The organism is Blautia argi (genome assembly GCF_003287895.1).
Lineage (GTDB): Bacteria > Bacillota > Clostridia > Lachnospirales > Lachnospiraceae > Blautia > Blautia argi.
The window spans coordinates 3,131,762-3,156,700 of the sequence record NZ_CP030280.1; the positions used below are offsets into that span (position 1 = coordinate 3,131,762).

Consider the following 24,939-nt stretch of genomic DNA (forward strand, 5'->3'; position numbering starts at 1 on the left):
CCCCCTAATATGCCCGAATCAAAACGACAGAAATATTGTCATCTTCTCTTCTTGATTTATTTAATTCTGTAAAATATACAGCGCTTTCTTTCATCTTCTCTTCCGTGACCATCAATTCCGGCTTCAGTCTTTCATAGAATTCCTCCGGTTGAATCACATGTCGAAATCCGTCTGAGCACATCATAAATACAGAATCCTTCTCAAACTCTCCCACATAAAAATCCGGTTCAATGACACTGCTGGCGCCTACGCACTGCAGCAGAACATTTCTTCTCGGGTGATTTCCGGCTTCCTCCAAAGTCATTCTTCCCAAATCCATTTCTCTTTGTACAAAGGTCTGGTCAACCGTCATCTGGGTAATTCCGTCCTTTAAGTAATACACTCTGGAATCTCCCACATTAATTATGTAATAAATATGATCTGTCAACAGCATGGCAGCCGCTGTTGTTCCCAAACTCACATTACAATTCAAACCATATTCCTTTATCTTCTGATTCTGTTCCAAAATCAGGTTTGTCCAACTGCTTCTTAAGGTATTGGCTTCCATGCCTTTATAAAGGATTTCCGGAAATTCCCTGTGGAACCAGTTGGAAAATGCCTTTACCAGGATAGCACTGGCAACCTCTCCTTTCGCAAGACCGCCCATACCATCACACACCACGGACAACAAAACCTGTCCGTAATCTGTAGCAGCTGTTTCAATTAACACAGAGTCCTGATTTGTCTTTTTTCGAATTCCCACATCTGTGTGGACAGCTGTCAAATAATTCATTTTTCACTCTTTCTTTTCAATTCGCTTCATTCTTAATTTGCATCAAAATTCCTGATACCGTATCACCAAAAACATTTTTTCATACAACAAATGGAAAATATCTCAGGCAGAACACCTGACAAGAATATAATAAAAAAGATTTTCACAAACATGTTCTGTGTGCAATATAACATATCACACTCTCTTGCATTTGACAACTGGCATATCTACTAAAAATAAAGATTATTTTTAGGGCTGTTGCATGAAGCCTTTTATATTCATACAACAGCCCCGTTTTCTTAAAACTGGAAGACTGCTACGCCATAAGCAGGCAGAGGATAAGCAAAGGAAAACTCTCTTCCGTCGCATTCCTTTTTCACAGCCTTATAAACCGTCTGTTCCTTATGTACATCACCGCCAAATTCCGGTTCCTTACTGTTTAAAATCAGCTTGTACTGCTTTTTCTTCGGCACTCCTACCCGGTAATCTTCTCTCTCTACCGGCGTATAATTCAGCACAAACAGCAGATTGTTTCTGCCTGTAGGGGACCAGCGGATAAAGCTGTAAATACTTCTTGACGCATCGTCTGCATTAATCCATTCCAGTCCCTGAGGATTCTGGTCATTGGCATAAAGCGCCGGATATTTCTTATACATGGCAAGCAATGCCTTTACATAATTCTGCAGCTTCTGGTGACTTTCTTCTCCCAGCAGATACCAGTCCAGCTCTCTGGCTTCGCTCCACTCCTGATACTGTCCGAAGTCCTGTCCCATAAACAAAAGCTTCTTTCCCGGATGTCCAATCATATAGGAGTAACCTGCCTTCAAATTCTCAAACTTATCCTGTCCCAGACCCGGCATCTTATTAATCATCGAACATTTCAAATGCACCACCTCGTCATGAGAAAGCACCAGCACATAGTTTTCACTGTATGCATAAGAGGTAGAAAAGGTCATTTTATGATGATTGTATTTTCTGAAATAGGGGTCCAGCTTCATGTATTCCAGAAAATCATGCATCCAGCCCATGTTCCATTTCAGGCTGAATCCCAGACCTCCGTCCTCCGGCTTTCCCGTTACCATGGGCCAGGCTGTAGATTCTTCTGCAATCATCACGGTTCCTTTATGTTTACCCAAAACCACGGAATTTAAGTGGCGGAAAAACTCAATGGCTTCCAGATTTTTATTCTCTCCATATTGATTGGGAACCCACTGACCGTTTTCCCTTCCGTAATCCAAATACAGCATGGAAGCCACAGCGTCTACACGAAGCCCGTCAATATGGAATTCCTGAATCCAGAACAGCGCATTGGCAATCAAAAAGTTTTTCACTTCATTCTTCCCATAATCAAACACCTTTGTTCCCCAGTCCGGGTGTTCCCCTTTCCGCGGGTCTGCATATTCATAAGTAGGAGTTCCGTCAAAATCTGCCAGACCATGAGCGTCCTTTGGAAAATGCGCGGGAACCCAGTCCAAAATTACGCCGATTTTGTTTTTATGCATATAATTTACAAAATACCGAAAATCCTCCGGCGTTCCATATCTGGAAGTCGGCGCATAGTACCCGGTCACCTGATATCCCCAGGAACCGTCAAAGGGGTGTTCTGCAATCCCCATAAGTTCCACATGGGTATAGCCCATTTCCTTTACATAATCTGCCAGAGCATGGGCAAACTCCCGGTAATTATAAAAGCCCGGGTCGTCTTCATGGGCTGCAGGGTGTTTTTTCCAGGAACCCGGGTGTACCTCATAAATAGACATGGCGTCCTTTTGCGGGTCAAAATTCTGCCGGTTTTTCAGCCATGTAGTATCCCCCCATTTGAATCCTTCCAGGTTCACAACCCTGGAAGCATTTCCCGGACGCATCTCCGCATAGTTTCCATAAGGGTCTGCCTTGTATAATAACTCACCATTCTGTGTAGTAATGCAGTATTTATACAAATCTCCTTCCCGTACCTTTGGAATAAAAAGCTGATAAATCCCCATATCATTATCACATTTCATCACGTTTACTTCCGGATTCCAGCCATTAAAATCCCCTACCACAGACACAGCTTTGGCATGGGGCGCCCAAACGGCAAAGAACACGCCTTCTTTTTTCCTCTGTGTTCCCGGGTGCGCTCCAAAAAGCTTGTAAATCTCATAATGTGTCCCCTGCCCGAACAAATATCTGTCCAGTTCTGTAAATTTCATATTGTTTCCCATAAACTCTTCCCCTTTTCATACCTTTTTGTTTTCTGTATATTGTTTTTTCCGATATTTTTATTCCCGAATTTCTATGAGAACACTTCCTGCCGGCTTCATACAAAGAGAAATTCTGCCATTTTCCACAGGTATCGGCTCTCCTGTTTCCAGATTTATATAAACCTTATTTTCAAATGGTGCCGGAATGCTCACATTTGCTTCCTGCTCATCATTGTTCACTGCAACAACAAGCCCCTGCTCCTGAGTAAATCTGGCAAATGCATATTGTCTGTTTGTCAGCATCAGTTCCCGATATCTTCCGTAAGCAAGACAATCCCTATACTTTTTATGCAGATTTCCAAGCCACTGAACCCATTTCAAAATCTCAGAATTCTTTTCCTGCTTTAAGACCTCTTCTACATCCACTGCCGGACGCAGGGGATTGTCATTTCCACCCTCTTTGCGTCCCTCAATCCCCCATTCCGAGCCGTAATAAACAGAGGGAATTCCCGGAAGAGTAAACAGCAACGTGTAAATCGGATAAATGTGGTCTTTTATGTTAATTTTGCTGATGATTCTGTCCACATCATGGTTATCCACAAAGGAATACAGCTTCATACCCTTATAAATTCCGCCGTTTTCATCAAATTCCCGGCGAATGGTATGAGCAATTTCAAAGTAATTGTGGTCATTGTGTCCGGAATACAGCCCCTTGTGCAGTTCATAATTGGTAACGCTGTGAAGCATTTTCTGACCGTCCTGAATATAACGACTGTAATCTCCGTGGATTACCTCTCCCATAAGCCAGAAATCCGCCTTTTTCTCCCCGGTTCTCCTTCTCATTTCTTCCATAAAGGAAAACTCCAGGCAGTCCGCGCAGTCCAGCCGGATACCGTCAATATCAAAGGTATCAATCCAGAAATCAATGACTTCCAGAAGATATTCCCGCACAGCAGGCTCCCACAGATTCAGATTCACCAGTTCAAAGCAGTTTCTCCACGCCTCATAACCAAAGCCATCATTGTAAGGACTGTTCCAGCCAAAATTCACACCCTTGTACCAGCTGCAATAGGGGGATTGTTCTCTGTTTTTCTGAATATCCTGAAAGGCAAAAAACTCTCTTCCCGTGTGATTAAATACGCCATCGACCACAACCTTAATTCCTGCCTCATGCGCCTTGTTTACAAAACGCTTAAAGTCTTCATTATCCCCCAGTCTGCGGTCCACCAGCTTATAGTCTTTTGTGTCATATCCGTGGGTGCTGGATTCGAACAGCGGTCCTATATAAATGGCGGTGCAGCCCATATCCGCAATGTAAGGAATCCATTTGTCCAGCGCTTCAAATCTGTGTACAACCTCTTCCCCTCTGTTTTCTCTGGGCGCGCCTGTCATACCGATTGGGTACATATGATAAAACACTGCCTCTTCATACCATGCCATAATAATTCCTCCTGCTTATGAATAAATTCCGTATAAGAACTGACGTACAATTTCGTATGTGGTTTCATTGGATATCTCAAACTCTTCATCTTCAGAAAGACCATAGCTTACTGTCATAATATGATGATTCAAAATTCCTGTAAATCCCACGGCAAACAACCGCTGTCTTCCCCTCATGTTGCCAAGCTGAGGAGCCGCCTTTTCAAAAATTCCTACAATAATTCTGTAATAGCGCTCAATAAACGGCGAAACCGTCTGGAAAGCTTCATTTTCTCTTCCCGAATAAAACAGAGCCAGCATAAACAGATAAAATTTCTCATGGGTCGCTGCAAAATCAAAAAACACCCTTGCAACCCGGTACAAAACCTCCGGCAGCCCGGCATTGGTTCCGGCAGCTTCTAAAACACCGTCCTCCAATATCTTATAACCGCTTTCCAACAGACTTTTCAAAAGCCCTAGCTTACTGCCAAAATAATAATAAAGCGTTGGCTTTGTCACTCCCGCCCGGTCTACAATTTCCTGCACGCCTACGGCATCATAGCCTCTGGCATGAAATAAATCCAGCGCCGCATTTAAGATTTCTGCCCTGTTGTCCATTCCAATCACCACCCTTGTACTTCGCATTCCTGATATCTCTGCCCTTATTATACCAATCGGTATAGAGGAAATCAACCATTCCTTTCACTTTCCGATGAAATAAAAAAAATCTCCCGGCAGTCTGCCGTACTTCTTACATACCACAGACCCATCGGGAGATTCCTGTTTTACATATTCTTTTCTTTATAATGATGCGCTTCTTCCAGCATCATATCCTTCACCTTCATCAGACGAATCTGGGTACTTCTCTCATTTTCGTCCAGCTTCATGGTGATATATTTAATATTCTGCCGGGTTTCCGGAATAATCACATGTTCCAGCGCATTGACACGCCGCCTTGTCTTCTCGATTTCCGCTGCCATAAGCTGACAGGATTTTTCCACCTCTGCAAGCCTTAACATATCCGGCAGAATGTCGGCAAGAGATTTCACTGCACCGTCCAAATCCCCGGAGGTAAAGGCAAAACCATAAGAATAAATATCATTTGCGTCTGCGGTTCTGGTCTTTGTATGGAAAACCGGAATATCCACACTCATAACATTTCTCTTATCTGCCTCCAGATACACCTCCTGCTTTGGCGCCATTAAGGCTGTGTTTAAAATCTGTTCAGACATGCCTGCCTTTGCAATAACAAAGTTCTTATTTGCCGACAAAATCCCTTTTTCCACCTTCTGGCGCAGAGCCATATTTTCTCTTACCAAATCCAGAAACTGGCGCATAAGCTCATCTCGCTTATCCTTTAAGAGTTTATGACCCTTGACAGCCGTAACCAGCTTCTTTTTCAGGCGGGTGAGTTCCATTCGGGTAGGAGTTACCTGCGTAGATGCCAAAGTATCACCTCTTTCTAGTATTTGCCGTAATATTCATCTAAGAACTTATCATCAATACGTTTCAGTTCGCTTCTCGGCAGGATAGACAAAAGCTTCCAACCGATTTTCAGTGTTTCTTCAATATCCCTGTTTGCCGTATATCCCTGAGAAACGTATTCCTTCTCAAAAGCATCTGCAAACTTGGCATAAATAAGGTCAATATCAGAAAGCGCCGCTTCCCCCAGAATAACCATCAGCTCTTTTGCTTCTTTACCACGGGCATAAGCCGCAAAAAGCTGATTCATAGTATTGGCGTGGTCTGCGCGGGTCTTTCCTTCTCCAATACCCTTATCCTTCAGACGGGACAGGGAAAGGCAGTACATCGATTGGCGGGGTCACACCTTTTCGGTACAACTCACGGCTTAAGATAATCTGTCCCTCTGTAATATATCCTGTCAGGTCAGGGATTGGGTGTGTCTTATCATCTTCCGGCATGGTCAGAATCGGAATCATGGTGATACTTCCCTTTTTACCTTTCTGACGTCCGGCTCTTTCGTACATGGTTGCCAGGTCTGTGTACATGTATCCCGGATAACCACGGCGTCCCGGAACCTCTTTACGGGCTGCGGAAACCTCACGCAAAGCGTCTGCATAGTTGGTTAATATCTGTCAGAATAACCAGAACGTGCATATCCTTTTCAAATGCCAGATATTCTGCAGCAGTCAGAGCCATTTTCGGCGTAGCGATACGCTCTACCGCCGGGTCATTTGCCAGGTTGATAAACAGAACAGTTCTGTCAATGGCGCCTGTTTCCTTAAAGCTTTCCACAAAGAAGTTAGATTCTTCAAAAGTAATACCCATAGCTGCAAATACAACGGCAAAGTTCTCTCCTGAGCCGCGTACCTTTGCCTGTCTTGCAATCTGTGCAGCCAGGTTTGCATGAGGCAGACCGGAAGCTGAGAAAATCGGCAGCTTCTGTCCACGAACCAGAGTGTTCAGACCGTCAATGGCAGAAACACCAGTCTGAATAAATTCCTCCGGATAGCTTCTTGCCGCCGGATTCATAGGCAGACCGTTAATATCTCTTCTCTCGTCCGGCAGGATTTCCGGGCCATCGTCAATAGGACGTCCCAGACCATCGAAAACTCGTCCCAGCATATCCTCAGATACGCCAAGCTCCATGCTTCGTCCCAGAAAACGCACCTTGCTGTTTGAAAGGTTAATACCTGTGGAGCTTTCAAACAACTGCACCAGCGCATTGCTTCCATCAATTTCCAGAACCTTGCAGCGGCGTGTTTCCCCGCTGGCAAGCTCAATTTCACCTAATTCATCATAATGAACATTTTCAACACCGCGCACCAGCATAAGAGGGCCGGCAACTTCCTGTATGGTTCTATACTCTTTCGGCATTAGAAGTCCTCCTTCCCTAATACATTGGCAATTTCTTCTGCAAGCTGTTTCAATGTGGCTTCATATTCTTTGTCCAGATTATCCTCTGTTACATATTTAAAACGTCCGATTTTTTCGCGAACTTCCAGTTTTACAAGACTCTGAATACCGGCGCCCTTGTCCAGCGCCTCTTTGCCCTGCTCATAGTAAGCCACTACCAGTTTCATGAGCAAATGCTGTTTTTTCAGAGAGCTGTAGGTATCTATTTCATGGAAAGAGTTCTGGTGCAGGAAGTCCTCACGAATAGAACGGGCTGCTTCCATTTTCAGACGGTCGCCTGCGGATAGAGCGTCCATACCGACCATTTTTACAATTTCTTCCAGCTCTGCCTCGTCCTGTAAAAGGCTCATCATTTTCTGACGTCCTTCCATCCAGTCCGGCGCTACCTTTTCATTAAACCATTTTTCCATATTGTCCAGATACAGAGAATAGCTGGTCAGCCAGTTAATGGCAGGAAAATGTCTTTTATAAGCAAGAGAAGCGTCCAGACCCCAGAATACCTTTACAATACGAAGAGTTGCCTGGGAAACCGGCTCGGAAATATCACCACCCGGAGGAGACACGGCGCCAATAACAGAAAGTGCACCTTCTCTCTTATCTTTTCCAAGAGAAACCACATGTCCGGCTCTTTCATAGAACTGTGCCAGACGAGAACCCAGGTATGCAGGATAACCTTCTTCACCAGGCATTTCCTCCAGACGCCCCGACATCTCTCGAAGCGCCTCTGCCCAACGGGAGGTTGAGTCTGCCATTAAGGCTACGGAATATCCCATATCACGGAAATATTCTGCAATGGTAATACCAGTGTAAATAGATGCCTCACGGGCAGCAACCGGCATATCAGAGGTATTGGCAATGAGTACGGTTCTCTCCATCAAAGACTGACCGGTCTTCGGGTCCTTCAGTTCCGGGAACTCATTCAATACGTCTGTCATCTCATTTCCACGCTCACCGCAGCCAATATAGACCACAATATCTGCTTCCGCCCATTTTGCAAGCTGGTGCTGGATAACAGTTTTTCCGCTTCCGAAAGGACCCGGAACCGCTGCCACACCGCCCTTTGCAATAGGGAAGAAGGTATCTACAACACGCTGTCCTGTTACCAGAGGCATTTCCGGCGGAAGTTTTTTCAGATATGGGCGTCCCTTACGAACCGGCCATTTCTGCGCCATAGTAAGTTCTCTGTCACCATTTTCTGTGGCAATAACAGCCACCACTTCATCTACCGTAAACTCTCCTGCTTTAATCTCTTTTACCGTACCTTTTACACCGTAGGGAACCATGATTTTATGGTTTACCACAATGGTTTCCTGTACTGTACCAATAATATCGCCGGCTTCTACTTCATCGCCCGGTTTTACTGTTGGAACAAAAGTCCCATTTCAGATTTCTCTTTAAAGAAGGAACCTCTACACCTCTCTTTAAGTTGGTGCCGGAAACCTTCATAATATCGTCCAGAGGTCTTTGAATCCCATCATAAATACTGGTAATCAGACCCGGTCCAAGTTCTACGGAAAGAGGTTCGCCTGTGGATTCTACCGGTTCTCCGGGTCCAAGACCTGAAGTTTCCTCGTATACCTGAACAGATGCCTCATCTCCATGCATTTCTATGATTTCACCAATCAGACGCTGATTACTTACACGAACCACGTCAAACATATTCGCGTCACGCATACCCTCTGCAATAACCAGCGGTCCTGCTACTTTTTTAATTGTACCCTTGCTCATGGTCACGCATCACCTGCTTTCTAATTATTACTGAACAGAATATCAGAGCCAACAGCCTGTTCTACCGAATCTTTTACTCCCTGCACGCCATCTCCCGTATTCCCAAACACACCCGGAATACGGATAATCGCAGGTAAAAGCCGTTCCTGAAATTTCCCGATAATCTGTTCACACTCTGCTGCTGCCGCCTCTGTAATATAGACAATCCCATATCCGCTTTCAGCCAGAGCAATCAATCTTTCTTCTGTTTCCTTGCGGTCTGCCACCGGGAAAATCTCAAGACCCAGTGCGGCAAATCCGTAAATACTGTCGTAATCACCTACCACTGCAATCTTATACATACATTTCCCTTACCCTTTCCCGGATAGCCTCTTCAGAGAAACCATTCTGTTTCCCGGAGAGAATAATCCGCACGGTTTTTATTTCATTTTCCCTTGCCAGCAGGTACGCTACCAGCGGTCCTACGGAAAAGGCTTCATACTTCTGGGGCTGCATGGTGCGGTATCATACGATTGTCACACCATCTCTCAAATGCAGAAGGGGATTCTGCAATAGCTGCTGCTCCCTCTGCATAAACCGTTCCTGCCAGATATTCCACAATGGCATTCATGCCGCTTACCGCTGCTCTTGCCAGCTGCTCTGTGTCCAAAGAACGGCAGGGAACCATCGCCCGCTTCATAAACTCTATGGTTTTTGCGGTTTTCTGTGAACGCACCGCAATTTTAATATCCGCAATTGCTACCATGGATTCTGCATAATCCCGGATAATACTGTCTTTTGCCCTCTCGCCGGCTTTATAAACCGCCTCAAGCGCCGCTTTGTCGATAATCACATCGCACAGCTGTCCGTCCCCGGTATGCAGCAGCGTTTCATACGCCTCTTTTGCTGCTTCCGACATATCCTCAGGAAGCTTGGAAAATTCTTTTTTCCGGATTATTTCCAGCATTTCGTCCGGCGAAATTTTGGTATCCTCATAATAAATTTTCCGGTTTCTTCCTTTTTCCGAGGTACAGGCTTCTTTAATAGCTGCTTTTAAATTATGGAACAGGTTCGGATAGGAAAACACATCAAACACAGACATATCCACCCGCATATCCCGAATGGTTTCCCACGTTTTTTCCTGTTCCCGGTTTAAAATTGCCTCTGCATTCCCAGGCGTGTCCATATCTCCCCACCCCTTTTCCTGCAAAAGCTGCAGACATTGCTGCTCCGTATTGCAGGCCAGAAGCTGTTCAATAACGGAAGACGTAAACAACGCTGTTTCCAACGCTCGAATCCGCGCAACCGCATAGGTATATTTCGTACTAGACAAGTCCATTCCTCCTTTTTGCGGTTATGCTTCTAAAAATAATAAACGGTGAACTTCATCTGAAAGTTCATCTCTCTTGGAACTGAACATTGCCTCAAAGGTACAGTTTTCTTCAATTCCACCATAGATAAGGACAAATCCGCCATGCACTCTCCGGCTTTCCTTTGAAAGTGCCAGCGCACCGCCTTTTTCTTTTGCAATTGCCTGAATCTCTTCTTCAAAGCCCTGTGGCAATCTCTTTAAATCCTCATCTGAAAAACAGATTTCTCCTTCCTGAGGCAGCACAAATTTATGCAGCATTTTCCGGAGCATTGCAAAATAGGTTTCATCATCTGCCTCCAGCAAAGTCTGGTACGCAGACGCCAACACCTCTGCAATGATTTCCTGTTTCGCAGTCAGAAGCGCCTTTCTTCTCTGCAAATCACAGGAAGAAACGGCACGCTCCTCAATGGCTTTTACCTCTTCGTCGGACTTTTGGGAGATTTCTCTGCACACAGCTTCTGCTTCTTCTTTTGCTTTTTCTTTCATTGCTTCTGCCTGCTTTTCGGCATCTGCAAGAATCTCTTTCGCAGAAACTTTCGCCTCTTCAAGAATCTGGCTTTTCATTTTTTCTAATCCAGTCATTCTTCTGCTCTCCTTTACTTAATTTCCTCCGTCTTCCTTCTTCTCAAACCCTTAGAATGGAAGGTTTGTAACGGACAGAATGGAAACCAGCAGAGCCAGAATCGCATAAGTTTCAACCATAGCCGGGAAAAGCATCGCTTTACCGAACTGTTCCGGTTTCTTAGCCACAATACCGATAGCTGCTGCAGAGGTTTTTCCCTGATAGTATGCAGAAATCAGTCCTACAATACCAATTGGAAGGCATGCACACAGTACCAGAAGTCCTTCGCCTTTGGTCAGTTCCAGTAAACCGCCGCCTAAAAGACCGATTTTAGAAAGTGTAATAAACCCTACCAACAGACCGTAAATACCCTGTGTACCTGGAAGAAGCTGCATAATCAAAACCTTTGCAAACTTACTTGGATCTTCTGTAACAACTCCTGATGCGGCCTGACCTGCAATACCAACACCGATTGCTGATCCTACACCTGCTAAAATAACTGCTAATGCAGCTCCTAATAATGCGTAAACAACTCCACTCATAAATTCATTTCCTCCTTGATATCCACATATTTCGTATTTAACTTAAATGGGTTGAAGGGCTTTCCTCCACCCTCATAAAATTTGCCGAAAAACTCAACAAACTGCAGACGGTTTGTATGCACATACGCGCCCAAAATATTAATTGCCATATTCATGGCATGACCAATAATAAAGACCAAAATGAAGACAATTGCGCCGAAAATGCCATCTCCTACCATACTTCCCATCTGATTGATAACCGATGCGATAACACCGGTAGCCAAACCAAGGGCCAAAAGACGGGAATAGGACAGCACATCACTGAGCCAGCCTGTTACATTATAAAGGTCATAGGCGCCCAGAGCCAGACGTAGTCCGAAATTCTTACTGGAACGTCCGGACATAAACAGCAGTCCCAACGCACCTGCAATGGTCAATACCTTTCCTGCTGTTCCCACAAATGCAGGGAACGTTTCAGGCGGAATCTGAGAAATAGATGCAAAGATTGGACTCGGAAGCAGCATGAGTATTAATCCGATAAGAAATACATACCACAATACTACATCACAGAAAAAGTCCAACACCTTTTTCTCTTTCAGTAACATATAACCCTTCATACCAAGACCTGTAAACAAATGAATCAGTCCAAAGGCCATGGAATACATCAGCATACGCATGGGGTCGTTCAGCGGAACAAACCAGAGAGCTTTCACCAGCCCGCCTTCCGGCACCTCTACATGGAAAAAGGTTCTGGCTACCACATCTATGGCATCTCCGAAATAGCCGCCGAAAAGTACACCCCAGACAAGTGTGGAAATACCACAATACATAAACATCTTAATTGCTTTTTTCAAAGACTGTTCCATACGCGGGAACTTTTTCAATACGATAAAGCAGCCCAGGAACATAATCAAACCATATGCTGCGTCTGATAACATCAGTCCAAATAAAAACACATAGAAGAAGGACATCACGGTTGTAGGATCTACTTCTCCTCTCTTTGGAAGTCCATAGGATTCCAAAACACCCTCGACAGACTCAGAAAATCCATTGTTGCTCAAAAGCACCGGCATTTCTTCATCTTTGGGAACGTCCATGCTCTCCAGACTCAGAATAAAGTTTTCTGTCAGCGTTTTTTCAAAAACCTCCAGAGATTTTGCCGGTACATAGCCGTTTAAAATAAACGTTTTCCTGGACTGAGGGAGCTGCCCCAAAACCTCATACTTCTCAGCTCTTGCCCGGAAGTAATCTGAAATCAGCTTAAAATTCTCCCTTTCAGAAGCATAGGAAGCAATTTCCTTTCGGCATTCTTCCAGTTCCTTCTGCAGAGCTTCGATTTGCTTCTGCAGCTCTTCCTTTTCCTGAAGCGGAATTTTGCTCATACTCTGGGACGGCTTGGCAAAACCGCTCTGCCGGAGAACCTCTTCCACCTTTGCCATATCTTTTTTCAGGCACAAAACTGCAAGATATACGGCATCTCTCTCCGAAGACAAAATGGAAATATCAGCTCCCGAAAGCTCCGGTGTCTGCTCATTAAGCAAACTGTAAATCTCGTCCAGCGTCATAGTCCCCGGAATCGAACCAATGAGAACCGCAGTGGTTCTGGTCCCCTTAAAGTCTACGGGAATATCCAGCTTTAACCATGGAGTCAGGGCTTCTATCTGGTTTTCCAGCTTCTGCACCCCGGCCTTGCACTCTGCAATCTGCTTATGCAATCTTGCAACCTGTGCAGCCATATCCAGAATTTCCTTTTCCCTCTGAGTAATTTCCAGATATTCTTTCTTTTCGATAAGGTTTTTGCCTTCCAGACTGGCAAACATAGATACCTTTTCCGGTACATATTCCTGAAGAATATCCAGTGCTGTGTCCGCCAGAGCAGCATTTTTTTCAAATGCACTTCTCTCTTCCTGGGTATTTACCATCTGAAAGCCTTCTTCCTCACTCTCAAATCCGGAAACCTCCATAAGACCCATGGACTGAATTTTCTCCAAAATGGCTTTTCTGTCCTTTTTCAGCGCGCAGATACTGACTTTTTGCATCTGCAATACTGCCATATTCGCATCACTCCTTTATTTTCTGTTTTTGTTGACAGCTTCATACCAGACTCGCAATAACGGTCTGTACTGCCTTCTCTTCTTTTTCCTTTGCAGTTTTTCTTATTTCTGCAATTTCCCGTTCTGCCGATTCCAGAGCTTCCGCAAGTCTTCTCTCTCCGGCAGCCTGCGCAGTTTCTCTGGCTGCTTTTGCCTTCTCCTGCGCCTGTTCAATCATAGCGGCTTTCGCCTGTTCCGTTTCCTGCCTGGTCTGCTCGAGAAGCTGCGTCCCCTGTCCTTTTGCATGGGCTGTAATCTCCTCTGCTTCCTGTTCAGTTTTCCGGATTTCCCTGATTGTTTCTTCTACCACAGTATCACCACCTTCGCATAGTTTGATATTACTATGAATTATGCATTTTGTCAATTTAATAACGAATTTTGTATACTTTCTCGCTAATTTTATGAAAGCCTCCATTTATTTTAAAAGACAAAAAGAGAGATTGTGTTGATTTTGTACAATCTCTCCCTTTATCTTTTGTATAATGTAACAAATTATCATATTAGCAAAGCGCTTCTTTTATTCACTTTCACACCACCGCTTTATTCATATAAATAATTAGCATATTCCGATGAATTTACATTCGTACTGTCAATCCACTGGTACCCTGTATTTATAAACTTGTCATTCTCCAGTCCCAGGTCTGCACGAACACCGGCAATCACTGTGGCATATCCCATTCCGTAAGGATTCTGCACAAAGGTTCCAAGCTCTGTCTTTTCCTTAACAGCGCCAATCTGTTTCTTTCCGGCATCAAATCCTATAATGGAAATTTCTTTACCAGAAGCCTTTACTATGTCCAGAACATCATTTGCCGCAAATTCATTGGTACAGTAGTAGCCTTTTAATTCCGGATAGAGCACCAAAACTGCTTCTGCCATTTCTGCCATACTGTGTTCCCCATTTTCATGAGAAATATTGACAATCTCTATCTCCGGGTGATTCTTTGTTATTTCCTCTGTAAAACCTTTTTCCCTGTCCTGACTGCTCTTAGAAGTTTCTGCATGAGCCATGACAGCTATCTGACCTTTGTTTCCAACCGCCTCTGCCATTTTCTTTGCAGCCTCTGCTCCTGCCGCATAATTATCTGTAGCGCAAATGGTATTGACAAGGTCGCTCTCCACGCCGGAATCCAGAATCACCACAGGGATTTCATTTCCCATGGCTTCCTCAAGCTGTGCGCTGCAGGATTCCATATCTATGGCTGACAGACATAAAACAGAAGGATTTTCTGCCAGAACTGCATCAATAGTATTAATCTGGCTCTCCACGTCCAGCTCGTCTGTCGGACCTTCAAAGGATAGTTTAACCTTATCCTCTCCTTTGTATCCCATCTTTTCATTCAAATCCTTTACCGCAGCTGTCATACCTTTTTTTACAGTCTGCCAGAAAGCGGATTTTGTATTTTTTACCACCACTGCAATATGGCTTCCCGGCACTGGATTCAGTTCCTCTAAGGAAGTATAGTCAACTGTTCCTGCCTGTTTTAAGACCTGCATGGTCAAATCCTGTGACATATCCGTTTTCTCATTTTGCTCTTCTTTTACCTCTTCCTTATTCTTTTGAGCATCGTCCCTCTCCCCGGATTCCTCCTGAGTTTTTTCCTGTTCTTTATCTGTTTCTTCCGGATTGTCCTTGTTTTCTTTGTCCTGCTTTCCGTTTATTTGACTCTCTTCTGTCTTACTTTCCTCTGTCTTACTCTCTTCTGTCTTATCTTCCTGCTCTGCCTGTGCCTGAGCATTGTTTTCTTCGTCTGTATCTGCCCCGGATTTCCCGCATGCGCTGACACTTCCCAGAGCCAGCACGGCACATAAAAAAATCACCGTTAGCTTTTTCATGATTTTACCTGCCTTTTACAACAATTTATCTTTGGATTTAAACTACGTTTCCATTATACACGAAAGCCCTTATTAGTCCATAGCTATTCCCCTTTGTTTATAAAATTTTTTGAAATTGTAAAGATAAGCAAAGCAGAGAAAGGTCCCAGAATAAATCCTGTACCTCCGTATACAAACAGACCTGCGTACACAGAAAATAATACCAGAAGCGGCGACACACCTACATGATTCCCGATGAATTTCGGCTCCAGAAGCTGACGCACCACCGCGGTAATTCCATATAGAACAAGAAACCCGATTCCCTGAAACTGATTTCCCATAAGAATTTGAAAAACCGCCGCAGGTACCAGAAACAAACCTGTCCCTAAAACCGGAAATGCATCTAAAATACCAAGCGCCAGACCATAGCCAAAAAAGTGACGAACTCTTAAAATCCACAGTCCTGCCACACACAGCAGACAAATCACAGTCATAATCTTTATCTGTGCCTTAAAATACTGTGTCATACTTTGAAATAATTCCCGTATCAGTTGCCTGGTTTTCATAAAAAACGGCTGTTTTTCCAAAAAACCCCTGATTTTTTCTCTTTCCTGCAAAAACAAAACAGCAGAAACAATTCCCACCATAAGCATACCTACTACAAATACACAGCAACGAATGGAGTCCACTGCAGTGTCCATTCCCCGCCCGTCCTGAAAAAAATAATTTCCCAATTCTTCTATATGACAATAAAAATAAGAGCTGCTTTTCTCTGCCGGAATTCCGGTCATACGCTCCACACCTTTACAGCACTGTGCAAGCAATGCGTCCATCTGGCTCTTTAGAACCGGATAATACCGCAGACACTCCCCGATTCTCCCTGTAAGATACTGCACTCCTGCCAAAAGTCCCCAGGCGGCCCCACAAATAATCAGAAGAATCAAAACTCCTCCAATACCTGTTTTTGTCACATGCAGAGCCTTTCCCACTCTGCTCTCTGCCAGACGGGAGGCGGTTGGATAAACGAGCTCTGCCAAAAGCCAGCCGCACAAAAAAGGGAGCAGCACAGGCAACAGATATCTCATTCCCAGAAATACCCCCAGTGTCACTCCCATAATCATCAAAATTTTTCTCCGGTTCATCTGCTGTTCCTCCCATACTTTCATTTATCCTGTTATTCATAGTATGGTGAAACAAAACCTTCCTATACTATAGGAAAGTTTCCAACCGGTTTTACCTGAAATTCCATTTTTTTCTTTGTTTTCGGGTGAAAAAACGAAACCTTATAGGCACATAAAGAAATCTGCTGCCACTCTTGCTGCTTTGTTGCTTCTTTATTATATTTCGTATCCCCGAACAAAGGCATTCCCGCATGTGCCATCTGTACCCGTATCTGATGATGACGCCCTGTGAGAAGGTGAATCTCTACCAGACTGCCCTCCTCTGTTTCCTGCAAAACACGGTAAACAAGTTCTGCTCTTTTACTTATAGGTGTTTTATTTTCTACGACTCTGGAGGTATTGGTTCTTGCATCTTTTTCCATTTCATTTACCAGATGTGCTTCCTTTTTCTCCGGTTTCCCCTGGACATACGCCAGATATCTTTTTTCCATTTTTCCCTGCTGTATCTGCTGATTAAGTTTTGCTGCGCTTTCTTTATTTTTTGCGAACACAAGAATCCCCTGCACCGGCTGATCCAGACGGTGAATCACTGCCACATATGCCTGCTCTCCCTTTCCCGCCAGATAATTTCTCAGAAGGCTTTCCAAATCCATAGTCCCCATTCTTCTGCTCTGCACCGGAAAACCTGCCGGCTTGTGGCAAACCAGCAAATCTTCATCTTCATATAATATGATATCTTCTGCTTTTATCTCTTTCATTATAACCCCGTATCTCATTTTTTCTTTTATCATAACACAAAAATCGAACAACCGCTATATCTTCACCTTTTCTGATATAACGGTTGTTCTAATGATCTGCGTTATTCAATTTTCTTTTTTCCTTTCTTTCTAAACTTCTAAATTGACATTTATAAGTTAAAGAACCAACGATTTTCTTTTTCCCCATTTGATAAATTCCTATAGAATTTATTGAAAGTTTCTATCAATCTATATATTAAGATAATAACAAGTTTCTGAATAAATAGTTCGGGCTATTTATTTTCAAAGCCTTTCTTTATACATTTCTTTTGAATATAACGTATCTTTTCAGATTCACGGAATACAACAGGTTTATTTCAACGAATACAACTCATCATACTACTTTACTCGTTATACTTTCAAATGATGTATAAATACTTTGCCCTTTTAAAATATATTTCTTTACATATATTTTAAAACCTTCTTATTACTTTTGTGGTAAATGTTCAATATGAGGACATTTTTGATATTTACCTGAAATCTTTTCCTTCATTTTATATTCTTATTATTATGAGGAGTTATTTTTTCATCTGCTTTTCAGGTCTTTCCGAGGGGATTTCTATGCCTTACCACTCTCATATTGATAATTAGATTCTTTCACTTCCACTGGACTGAACCTCCTTATCCGTATTCAAAAACCCTTTCACCTTTTATTACCTTTGTCCTTGGTACTTTATCATTATCTTTATCACTTATTTTGTATTCTCCGTACACCTAAAGTTTTTTCATAATGATTTTTCTTTTGTACCTTGTAGCCAACTTTAAAATTGATTTCTCGTTTCAAATTTTAAATTGGATATGAAGTAATGTTATAAGGTGTTTTGTTTTTTGTTGATTTTATAATACACCAACCGCCTGTATTTGTCAATATATTTTTTCAAAAAAAGTTTTATTTTTTTATATTTTTATTTCATATTTTATTTAAGCTGTAAATTAATATTATTTTTCAGAATTGTGTATTCAATTTTATTTTTTCACAAATTCACAGAAAATTACATAACTAAAGCTGCTCTTGCCTTTTGTGTCAGCTCCTTTCCTCCCGCCGCATACCATTCTTTCACAAAGGTATCAAAATAGCCCACCGGCTTTTCTCCACAGACAATCTGTATAAAGGTTTGCTGCTCCAGCTTTAAAAGATTTTCTTCCGCCTTTAATCCCTCTCCCGAAAGAGGCAAAGGCTGGCGGCTTTTAAAACCTAAGTCTACCAGTGCCCCTACGGCTGTGATACGTGAAGTATAAGCAGCCCACGCATTTGCCGTTGTCAAACTTCCGTTTAAATAAGCTTTGCAGGTATCATAATAAGACTTTTCCAGTCCTGTTAAAGAAGACGGAGGCTTTTCTCCATTCAACGCATTTCGAATGTTCTCCGTTGTCTGATACAAAGTGTCACGATAATCTACGTTAATATTCAAAGGTCTTGCCGTGGGATCTACATTTAAAGAAAAATATTCGTTTACTTCATTTGCCCCTTTGTCATCATAACGAGAATAGTCAAAAATTACGCTGATATATTTTGCCACGATTTCCGGATGCTCATATCCCTTTCGCACGACCACATACATCCTGTCTTCAAAGGTTTCATATTCCTGCAAAACATTTTCATCCTGTTTTGTAAAGAAATAAGGCTTCCATTCTGCTTCCCTGTCATAGTCATAAGACTCCATCAAAGGATTGTTTGGCGCCCACCACTTTCCAAAAAAAGCTCCGCATTTGCCGTTTTTGATTAAGTCCTCTATATTCTGTGAGGTCCGAAGAAGAAATCTCTTATCCAGCACACCTCTTGTATACAATATATTCAAATACTCCAAGGCTGCTTTACATTCTTGTGTTACAGAACCGTATACCATTTCTCCCCCTGCATCCTGCACCCACTTTCTGGGGTTTGCATGAAACATGGAAAAAATCCCGTCAGCAGAATAGGTTTCACTGCTTCCTGCCACCAGTTCCGGCGTACAAGCAAGCCCAATAGTTTCTCCATTGCCTGCTGCATCTTGATTGACAAATTCTAAAATACAGTCCATTGCTTCGTCCATGTCGGCAGGTTCTTCCAGTCCCAGCTTGTCTATCCAGTCTTTTCGCATCCATAGAAACGTTGGACCGTGGTCGATAACCGTATCCGGAAATCCATAAAGTTTTCCCTCATACTTTCCTGAATTTAAAAGTGCATCTGTATAACTGGCATACATATCTTTAATTCGCCATGTGGTACATTCCTCGTAAACCTCAGTCAAATCCTCTATCATATCTGCCTCTGCCAGCTTTTGCACGGTTTCCTGTCCTTTCACCACCATAATATCCGGCAAATGGTTATCCTTTATGGCGATTTCTACTGCTTCCTCATACTGATTTCCATCCTCCAGCTCAAATACATCCTTGTTTTGGATATTCAGCATTCTCTTTAAATAACGTGTATAACCATTGTCTTCATACGTATCTCCTGCCGGAAGATTAGAATGATTGCCTCCTGATATTTTTCCCAGCGTATAGGTAACCGTTTCCGGATATTTTCCGTAAGGAGTATGTACTGCTTCCTGCCATTTTGCATTGTTATCCGTTTTTGGAGATTCTTCTTTTACAGACTCTTTTTTCATACTAAAAAAGAGCATGCCAAAAATGATTATTGCTGTCACAACAATTCCCCAGAACAATTTTTTATTCATATCGTTTTTCCTCCTTGTTGACAGGAATAACAATCTCTATTCTGCATCCCTCTCCCTGACGGCTTTTTACCCTTAAATGATATTCCTCTCCGTAAAGCAGTGTTATTCTGTCGTTGACATTGCGTACCCCGTAGCCCTTGGAACGATAGGTGATAATACTCCTTGCCTGCTCCTCTGACATTCCTATTCCGTTGTCCTCCACTGCCATAATTAAGGTATCTCCCTCTTTATGGACAGAAATTTTCAGCCATTTTTCTTCCTTTTCCGATACGTCTAATCCATGCTCAATGGCATTTTCTACCAGAGGCTGTAAAATCAGCTTGGGAACAGAGTAGCTTAAAGCATCTTCCTGTACTTCTTTGATAACCTGGAAACTGTTGTCGTGCATAATAAGCTGAATATGGAGATAGGCATCAATATTTCGGATTTCGTTTGCAGCGATTGTCATGGTTTCTCCTTTGTTCAGGCTGGTACGGTAATAGGTAGACAATGCCAACGTAATCCGACTGATTTCCTCATTATCTGCTTCAATGGCTTTCCAATTAATAATGGAAAGAGAATTATAGAGAAAATGAGGATTAATCTGCGCCTGAAGGGCTTTCATTTCTGTCTTTTGCAGCTTAATTTTTGCCTCATATACCTGAGAAATCAATTTATTGATTTCATCCATCATTCTGGTAAAGGTACGCACCAGCACACCGATTTCATCTTTAGATTGGCTCACCACCGTAACTTTACGAAGCCCCAGATTGATTTGGTTCATATTTTCTGTAAGCTGTTCCAATCGTTCTACCATTTTCCTTGAGAAAAAATATCCCAAAAGTAAAATCAGGAAAAGACAAAGAAGCAAAACAGGAATATTTCCAAGAAGCAATGTCCAAACAGATTTCTCCAACTCCTCTTTTGGCTGATAAAGACAGAAATTCCATTTCGTATCTTCTATTTTTTTCTCTATACATACATAATGTTCTTTTAAATAGTTTAGAGAAGTTTCTTTATCCGGTTTATAAGGAGTATCCATGTGATATCCGGAATACACCACATTTCCCTGTTCATCTAAGATTAAGCCCCCTCTGTTTTCCGTCAGCAAATCGGCAAAAGGCTCTAATACCCTATTGTAATCCAGAGTTAAAACCAACATTGCCTGTATCTTATCCTGTTGGTAAAACTTTCTCACTGCCAGAATTTCTTTTTTATTCCCCTGCTTTACCAGCCACTGCACTGTCCCCTTTTCATTGATTTCCGTATACCATGATTGATTTTGCGCCACAAACAAAGGCGCTAAGGTATTTCCGTGCTCTACCTGAATATTTTCAGCGTATAAGGTAATACTTCTGATTTCCTCATGATAAAGCTGCGGCATGGTAAACAGCGGATCGGCAATTTCTGTATATGCTAGATATGCCTCGTAATCCGAGCGATATTCTTTCTCCATAATTTCCCGTAAGTCAGAGGAATAGGTTAAATAATTTATCAGATTTATATAAATCTGTACCCGATTATCAATGCTGTCCACAGACTGCTCCAACACCTGATTTAATCCGCTTTCTTCCTTTTCCTGCATAATCTGTATCGTTCTCATCTGGGTATACGCACTGATGACGCATACCGGTATCAGGCTGCATAAAATCATCATAATGGTCAGCTTATAGCGGTATTTCAGGTCTTTATATTTCTGTACCCATTTTTTCATACTCCGCAGTTCCTTTCCTGCAAGACTCCGGTGTCACTCCGAAATATTCCCGAAAACTTCGGCAAAAATAGGAGTTATTGGAAAATCCCACTTCCCTGGCAATCTGAGAAATCTTTTTCTGACTGTTTTCCAGCAGCTCTTTTGCCTTATCCATACGAAAGGCTTTAATAAAACGGTTTAAATTCATGCCTGTTTCCTGTTTAAAAATATAGCTTAAATACCCTGGTGACAAATATACTTTTTCCGCCAGAATATCTACACTTAATTCCTCCTGATAGTTCTGATAAATGTAATTTTTCACCTGCGTCACTTCACTTCTCGTACCCTTTTCTTCTTCTGCCAGATATTCTTCCAGCTCTTCCATGGCTTTCTCAGTAAGCTTCCATACATCTTGCAGCCTTCTGGCACGATATAAGCGGTCAATTTCTCTGCTCAATCTTTTCTCATCAGGCAGATCCATGGCTTCATAAATTTCTTTTATAATACTGGAAAATAAAAATTTCACATACATTTCAGAATATGCTTTTTCCGGATGATACACGATTTTCAACTGTTCAAAATGATTTTTTAAATGCGCCATATCTTGATGATGAATGTCTTCTAAAATTCGCTTTAAAAGCTCTGCATCTCCAAGCGCTGTGTTGGTTTCTCTGTCTTCGCTCTCTTTTAAAGAAAAAATATGCTCCTCCGGCTGATAAAACTGGTCTTCCAGCACCTTTTCCAACGCCGCGAAAACCGCCGGCAGCTCCTCAAAGCTTTTTAACTCCTCGCTGACAGCCAATAAGCATTCTGTATTATAACGAAGCTTAAAAAACTGATAAATTTCCCTGCACAAAAGCTCATAATCGCTGTGTTTCTCCTTAAAGAAGAAAAGTCCTTCTCCAGCATTTAAATTCAGATAAAAGAAATCACGGCGAATTTCCTCTTTTAATTTTTCTTTAAAGATTTCTTCTTCCATTTCAAAAAAACTGCTGGATGTCTGAATTAAAACCATGTAATGATACTGTTGGAAATCCAGATTTCTCTTCATTTCCTCAATATCGACTTTTCCCCCGTACAAATAATTCTGCAAAAAGAACTGGTATAAATAATCCTGTGTTTTAATCAGCTGTACTTCTTCTGCTTTCTCTCTTTCGATTTCTTCCAGCAGCTTTTTCATGGTTTTCTGAAATTCAAAAGGATCTACGGGCTTTAAAATATAATCAGAAACCCCGTATCGGATTGCTGTCTGTGCATAAGAAAAGTCACTGTATCCGCTGAACATCATGATTTTCATTTCCGGATATTGTGAAGATACCTTTTCTGCCAGCTCCAAACCGCTCACATAGGGCATCTTAATATCCGTCAAAAGAATTTCCACCTTTTGATGCTTCAAAAGTTCCAGCGCATCCCTTCCGTTTGACGCTTCAAAAACTTCCAGCTCTGTTCCTGTCTTTTTCAATAAAAACTTAATGCCGTTTCGCTCCAGTTTTTCATCGTCTACAATTAAAATCCTGTACATATCTCCCACCTTTATAATTACCAAACAGGACTGACGTTCTCTGCCAGCCCTGTTTCTGTTTTCCTATATTTCTTTTATTGTAACATGTATTTTTATTCTGTCAACGAAATCAACCTTTTACAGCGCCTGCTGCAACACCTTCGATAATATAACGCTGACAGAAAAGATAGAACACAATAATCGGAAGAATGGACAATACCAAAACGCCCATCATGGCTCCCATGTCAATCGAGCCGTATCCGCCCTTCAAATACTGAATGGCAATGGAAATTGTTTTATATTTCTTTGTGTCCAGCACCAGCACAGGCAGCAGATAGTCATTCCATATCCACATGGCATCCAGAATTGCTACAGTAATACAAGTAGGTTTCATAATAGGAAATACAACCTTAAAATAACATTGCAGCGGCGTACATCCATCAATCATACTTGCTTCTTCGATTTCAATCGGAATTGCCTTTACAAATCCTGTAAACATAAAGACTGCAAGTCCTGCGCCAAATCCCAGATAAATAATAATCAATCCCCAAGGATTATCCAGCTTCAGCATATTTGCAATTTTAGATAAGGTATACATTTCCATCTGAAAAGGAACTACCATTGCAAACAAACATAAAACATAGATAATTTTTGTACTCAATGTTTTTACTCTACTGATATACCACGCACACATGGAACAACAGACCACAATCAAAGCCACCGAGCACACAGTAATAAATAAGGTCCATAAAAATGCTTCGAAAAATCCCGTCTTTTCCAGACCTCGGATATAGTTCTCCCAGCCTACAAACATATTTCCCTTTGGAATTTTAAAGGGATAACGGCTGATATACGCTTTCTTTTTAAAAGAGTTGATAAATACCAGTATAATGGGGTACATATACAGTACGCTGATAACTGAGAAAATCAGTGTCAGCAGCCAACCATGTTTTGCTTTTCTTGCTTTCATTACTGCTGCACCTCCTTTGTTCTGGTCAATCTATTTTGTATTAAAGCAATAATTCCCACTAAGACAAAGAAAATAACGGCTTTTGCCTGTCCTACGCCTTCATAGCCGGGACGACCATAGAAGGTTCTGTAAATATTTAGTGCTATAAGCTCTGACATATTTGACGGTGCGCCGTTGGTAAGAGCTAAGTTCTGGTCAAAGAGCTTAAAGCCGTTGGTCAGTGTCAAAAACGTACAGATGGTAATAGACGGCATGACCATAGGAAGGGTAACATGACGAAGAAGCTGTCTTGCATTTGCCCCGTCAATCTTTGCCGCTTCAATGAGTTCACCCGGTATATTCTGAATACCGGAAATATAGATAATCATCATATAACCTACTTGCTGCCAGCACACCAGAATAACCAATCCCCAGAAACCATAGGTGGAGGAAAAGGTTAAAGTTTTTCCATACTGTGCTAACACGCCATTTAATAAAAGCTGCCAGATATAACCTAAAATAATACCGCCGATTAAGTTCGGCATAAAAAATACTGTACGGAAAAGGTTTGTTCCTTTAATTCCCTTTGTTAAAAGCATTGCCACTGTAAATGCCAATACGTTAATCAAAATAACAGATACTGCTGTAAATAGAACCGTGTACCATAAAGCGTGATAAAATTCTGTGTCCTGAAAAGCTTTTAAATAATTTTGAAATCCTACCCATCTGGCATCTGTTACTGTTGTAAATTTGCAAAAGGAAAGATAAATACCCAAAGCAAAGGGTGCAATAAATCCTAAAACAAATGCCAGCATGGTAGGCAGTACAAACACAGGAAAATATTTTTTAATTGATTTTTCCAATTTTCTTCCCCCTTTTATCAGGAAAAGGGCTGCCTGTATAAAAAACTTTTACACAGCAGCCCTGTTTCTTCTCTTC

18 protein-coding genes and 3 pseudogenes are annotated in these 24,939 nt (G+C 42.1%); all 21 read right to left on the reverse strand.

All coding sequences use genetic code 11. The features are described 5' to 3' along the window. Window positions 1-4: 4 nt before the first annotated feature. The 21 genes and pseudogenes from DQQ01_RS15115 to DQQ01_RS15215 all read right to left on the reverse strand — a co-directional run bounded on the left by DQQ01_RS15115 (window position 5) and on the right by DQQ01_RS15215 (window position 24,863). Window positions 5-772 (reverse strand): PP2C family protein-serine/threonine phosphatase, encoded by a 768-nt coding sequence (locus tag DQQ01_RS15115; protein WP_111920674.1) that lies wholly within the window; start codon window positions 770-772, stop codon window positions 5-7. 278 nt (window positions 773-1,050) lie between these two features. After that, window positions 1,051-2,955, reverse strand: coding sequence for a 1,4-alpha-glucan branching protein GlgB (gene glgB / locus DQQ01_RS15120; RefSeq protein ID WP_111920675.1), 1,905 nt, complete (start codon window positions 2,953-2,955; stop codon window positions 1,051-1,053). 57 nt (window positions 2,956-3,012) lie between these two features. Beyond that, entirely contained in the window at window positions 3,013-4,377 is a 1,365-nt protein-coding gene (locus DQQ01_RS15125; protein WP_111920676.1) for an alpha-amylase family glycosyl hydrolase, read from the reverse strand. A gap of 12 nt (window positions 4,378-4,389) precedes the next feature. Further along, window positions 4,390-4,998 (reverse strand): TetR/AcrR family transcriptional regulator, encoded by a 609-nt coding sequence (locus DQQ01_RS15130; protein WP_242980436.1) that lies wholly within the window; start codon window positions 4,996-4,998, stop codon window positions 4,390-4,392. A gap of 140 nt (window positions 4,999-5,138) precedes the next feature. Continuing rightward, entirely contained in the window at window positions 5,139-5,801 is a 663-nt protein-coding gene (locus tag DQQ01_RS15135) for a V-type ATP synthase subunit D (protein WP_111920677.1), read from the reverse strand. Window positions 5,802-5,815: 14 nt separating this feature from the next. Next, window positions 5,816-7,191 (reverse strand): annotated as a pseudogene (locus tag DQQ01_RS18300) (V-type ATP synthase subunit B). After that, a pseudogene (locus DQQ01_RS15145) lies at window positions 7,191-8,958 on the reverse strand (V-type ATP synthase subunit A). Before DQQ01_RS15145 ends, DQQ01_RS18300 begins: the two co-directional pseudogenes overlap by 1 nt. Window positions 8,959-8,978: 20 nt before the next feature. Continuing rightward, entirely contained in the window at window positions 8,979-9,299 is a 321-nt protein-coding gene (locus DQQ01_RS15150) for a V-type ATP synthase subunit F (RefSeq protein ID WP_111920678.1), read from the reverse strand. Continuing rightward, window positions 9,292-10,270, reverse strand: a pseudogene (locus tag DQQ01_RS15155) (V0D/AC39 family V-type ATPase subunit). The gene DQQ01_RS15150 and the pseudogene DQQ01_RS15155 overlap by 8 nt, the downstream one beginning before the upstream one ends. 21 nt (window positions 10,271-10,291) lie before the next feature. Continuing rightward, window positions 10,292-10,891: a V-type ATP synthase subunit E gene (locus DQQ01_RS15160; protein WP_111920679.1), complete on the reverse strand. Its 600-nt coding sequence runs from the start codon at window positions 10,889-10,891 to the stop codon at window positions 10,292-10,294. A 51-nt stretch (window positions 10,892-10,942) separates the two neighbouring features. Continuing rightward, window positions 10,943-11,413: a V-type ATP synthase subunit K gene (locus DQQ01_RS15165; RefSeq protein ID WP_111920680.1), complete on the reverse strand. Its 471-nt coding sequence runs from the start codon at window positions 11,411-11,413 to the stop codon at window positions 10,943-10,945. Further along, window positions 11,410-13,446 carry a V-type ATP synthase subunit I gene (locus DQQ01_RS15170; protein ID WP_111920681.1) on the reverse strand — a complete coding sequence of 679 codons (2,037 nt, stop codon included), beginning with the start codon at window positions 13,444-13,446 and terminating at the stop codon, window positions 11,410-11,412. Before DQQ01_RS15170 ends, DQQ01_RS15165 begins: the two co-directional genes overlap by 4 nt. Before the next feature lie 40 nt (window positions 13,447-13,486). After that, a complete protein-coding gene (locus tag DQQ01_RS15175; protein WP_242980437.1) occupies window positions 13,487-13,795 on the reverse strand; it encodes an ATP synthase subunit B family protein in 309 nt (102 codons plus the stop codon). A gap of 230 nt (window positions 13,796-14,025) precedes the next feature. After that, window positions 14,026-15,321 carry an ABC transporter substrate-binding protein gene (locus DQQ01_RS15180; protein WP_111920683.1) on the reverse strand — a complete coding sequence of 432 codons (1,296 nt, stop codon included), beginning with the start codon at window positions 15,319-15,321 and terminating at the stop codon, window positions 14,026-14,028. A gap of 83 nt (window positions 15,322-15,404) precedes the next feature. Then, window positions 15,405-16,442, reverse strand: a complete 1,038-nt coding sequence (locus tag DQQ01_RS15185; protein WP_111920986.1) for an AI-2E family transporter — start codon at window positions 16,440-16,442, stop codon at window positions 15,405-15,407. Window positions 16,443-16,504: 62 nt separating this feature from the next. After that, complete coding sequence (locus DQQ01_RS15190; protein ID WP_111920988.1) at window positions 16,505-17,179, reverse strand: RluA family pseudouridine synthase; 675 nt, start codon at window positions 17,177-17,179, stop codon at window positions 16,505-16,507. A gap of 1,031 nt (window positions 17,180-18,210) precedes the next feature. Continuing rightward, window positions 18,211-19,878, reverse strand: a complete 1,668-nt coding sequence (locus DQQ01_RS15195; RefSeq protein ID WP_111920684.1) for an extracellular solute-binding protein — start codon at window positions 19,876-19,878, stop codon at window positions 18,211-18,213. Then, window positions 19,871-21,571 (reverse strand): cache domain-containing sensor histidine kinase, encoded by a 1,701-nt coding sequence (locus DQQ01_RS15200; RefSeq protein ID WP_111920685.1) that lies wholly within the window; start codon window positions 21,569-21,571, stop codon window positions 19,871-19,873. The genes DQQ01_RS15195 and DQQ01_RS15200 overlap by 8 nt, the downstream gene beginning before the upstream one ends. Further along, on the reverse strand, window positions 21,546-23,072 hold the full coding sequence (locus DQQ01_RS15205; protein ID WP_111920686.1) for a response regulator transcription factor: 1,527 nt from the start codon (window positions 23,070-23,072) through the stop codon (window positions 21,546-21,548). Before DQQ01_RS15205 ends, DQQ01_RS15200 begins: the two co-directional genes overlap by 26 nt. A gap of 109 nt (window positions 23,073-23,181) precedes the next feature. Continuing rightward, the gene (locus tag DQQ01_RS15210; RefSeq protein WP_003021290.1) at window positions 23,182-24,021 is read right to left on the reverse strand and encodes a carbohydrate ABC transporter permease; all 840 of its coding nucleotides are present in this window, start codon (window positions 24,019-24,021) and stop codon (window positions 23,182-23,184) included. After that, window positions 24,021-24,863 (reverse strand): carbohydrate ABC transporter permease, encoded by an 843-nt coding sequence (locus DQQ01_RS15215; RefSeq protein ID WP_009246110.1) that lies wholly within the window; start codon window positions 24,861-24,863, stop codon window positions 24,021-24,023. The genes DQQ01_RS15210 and DQQ01_RS15215 overlap by 1 nt, the downstream gene beginning before the upstream one ends. Window positions 24,864-24,939: the final 76 nt, after the last annotated feature.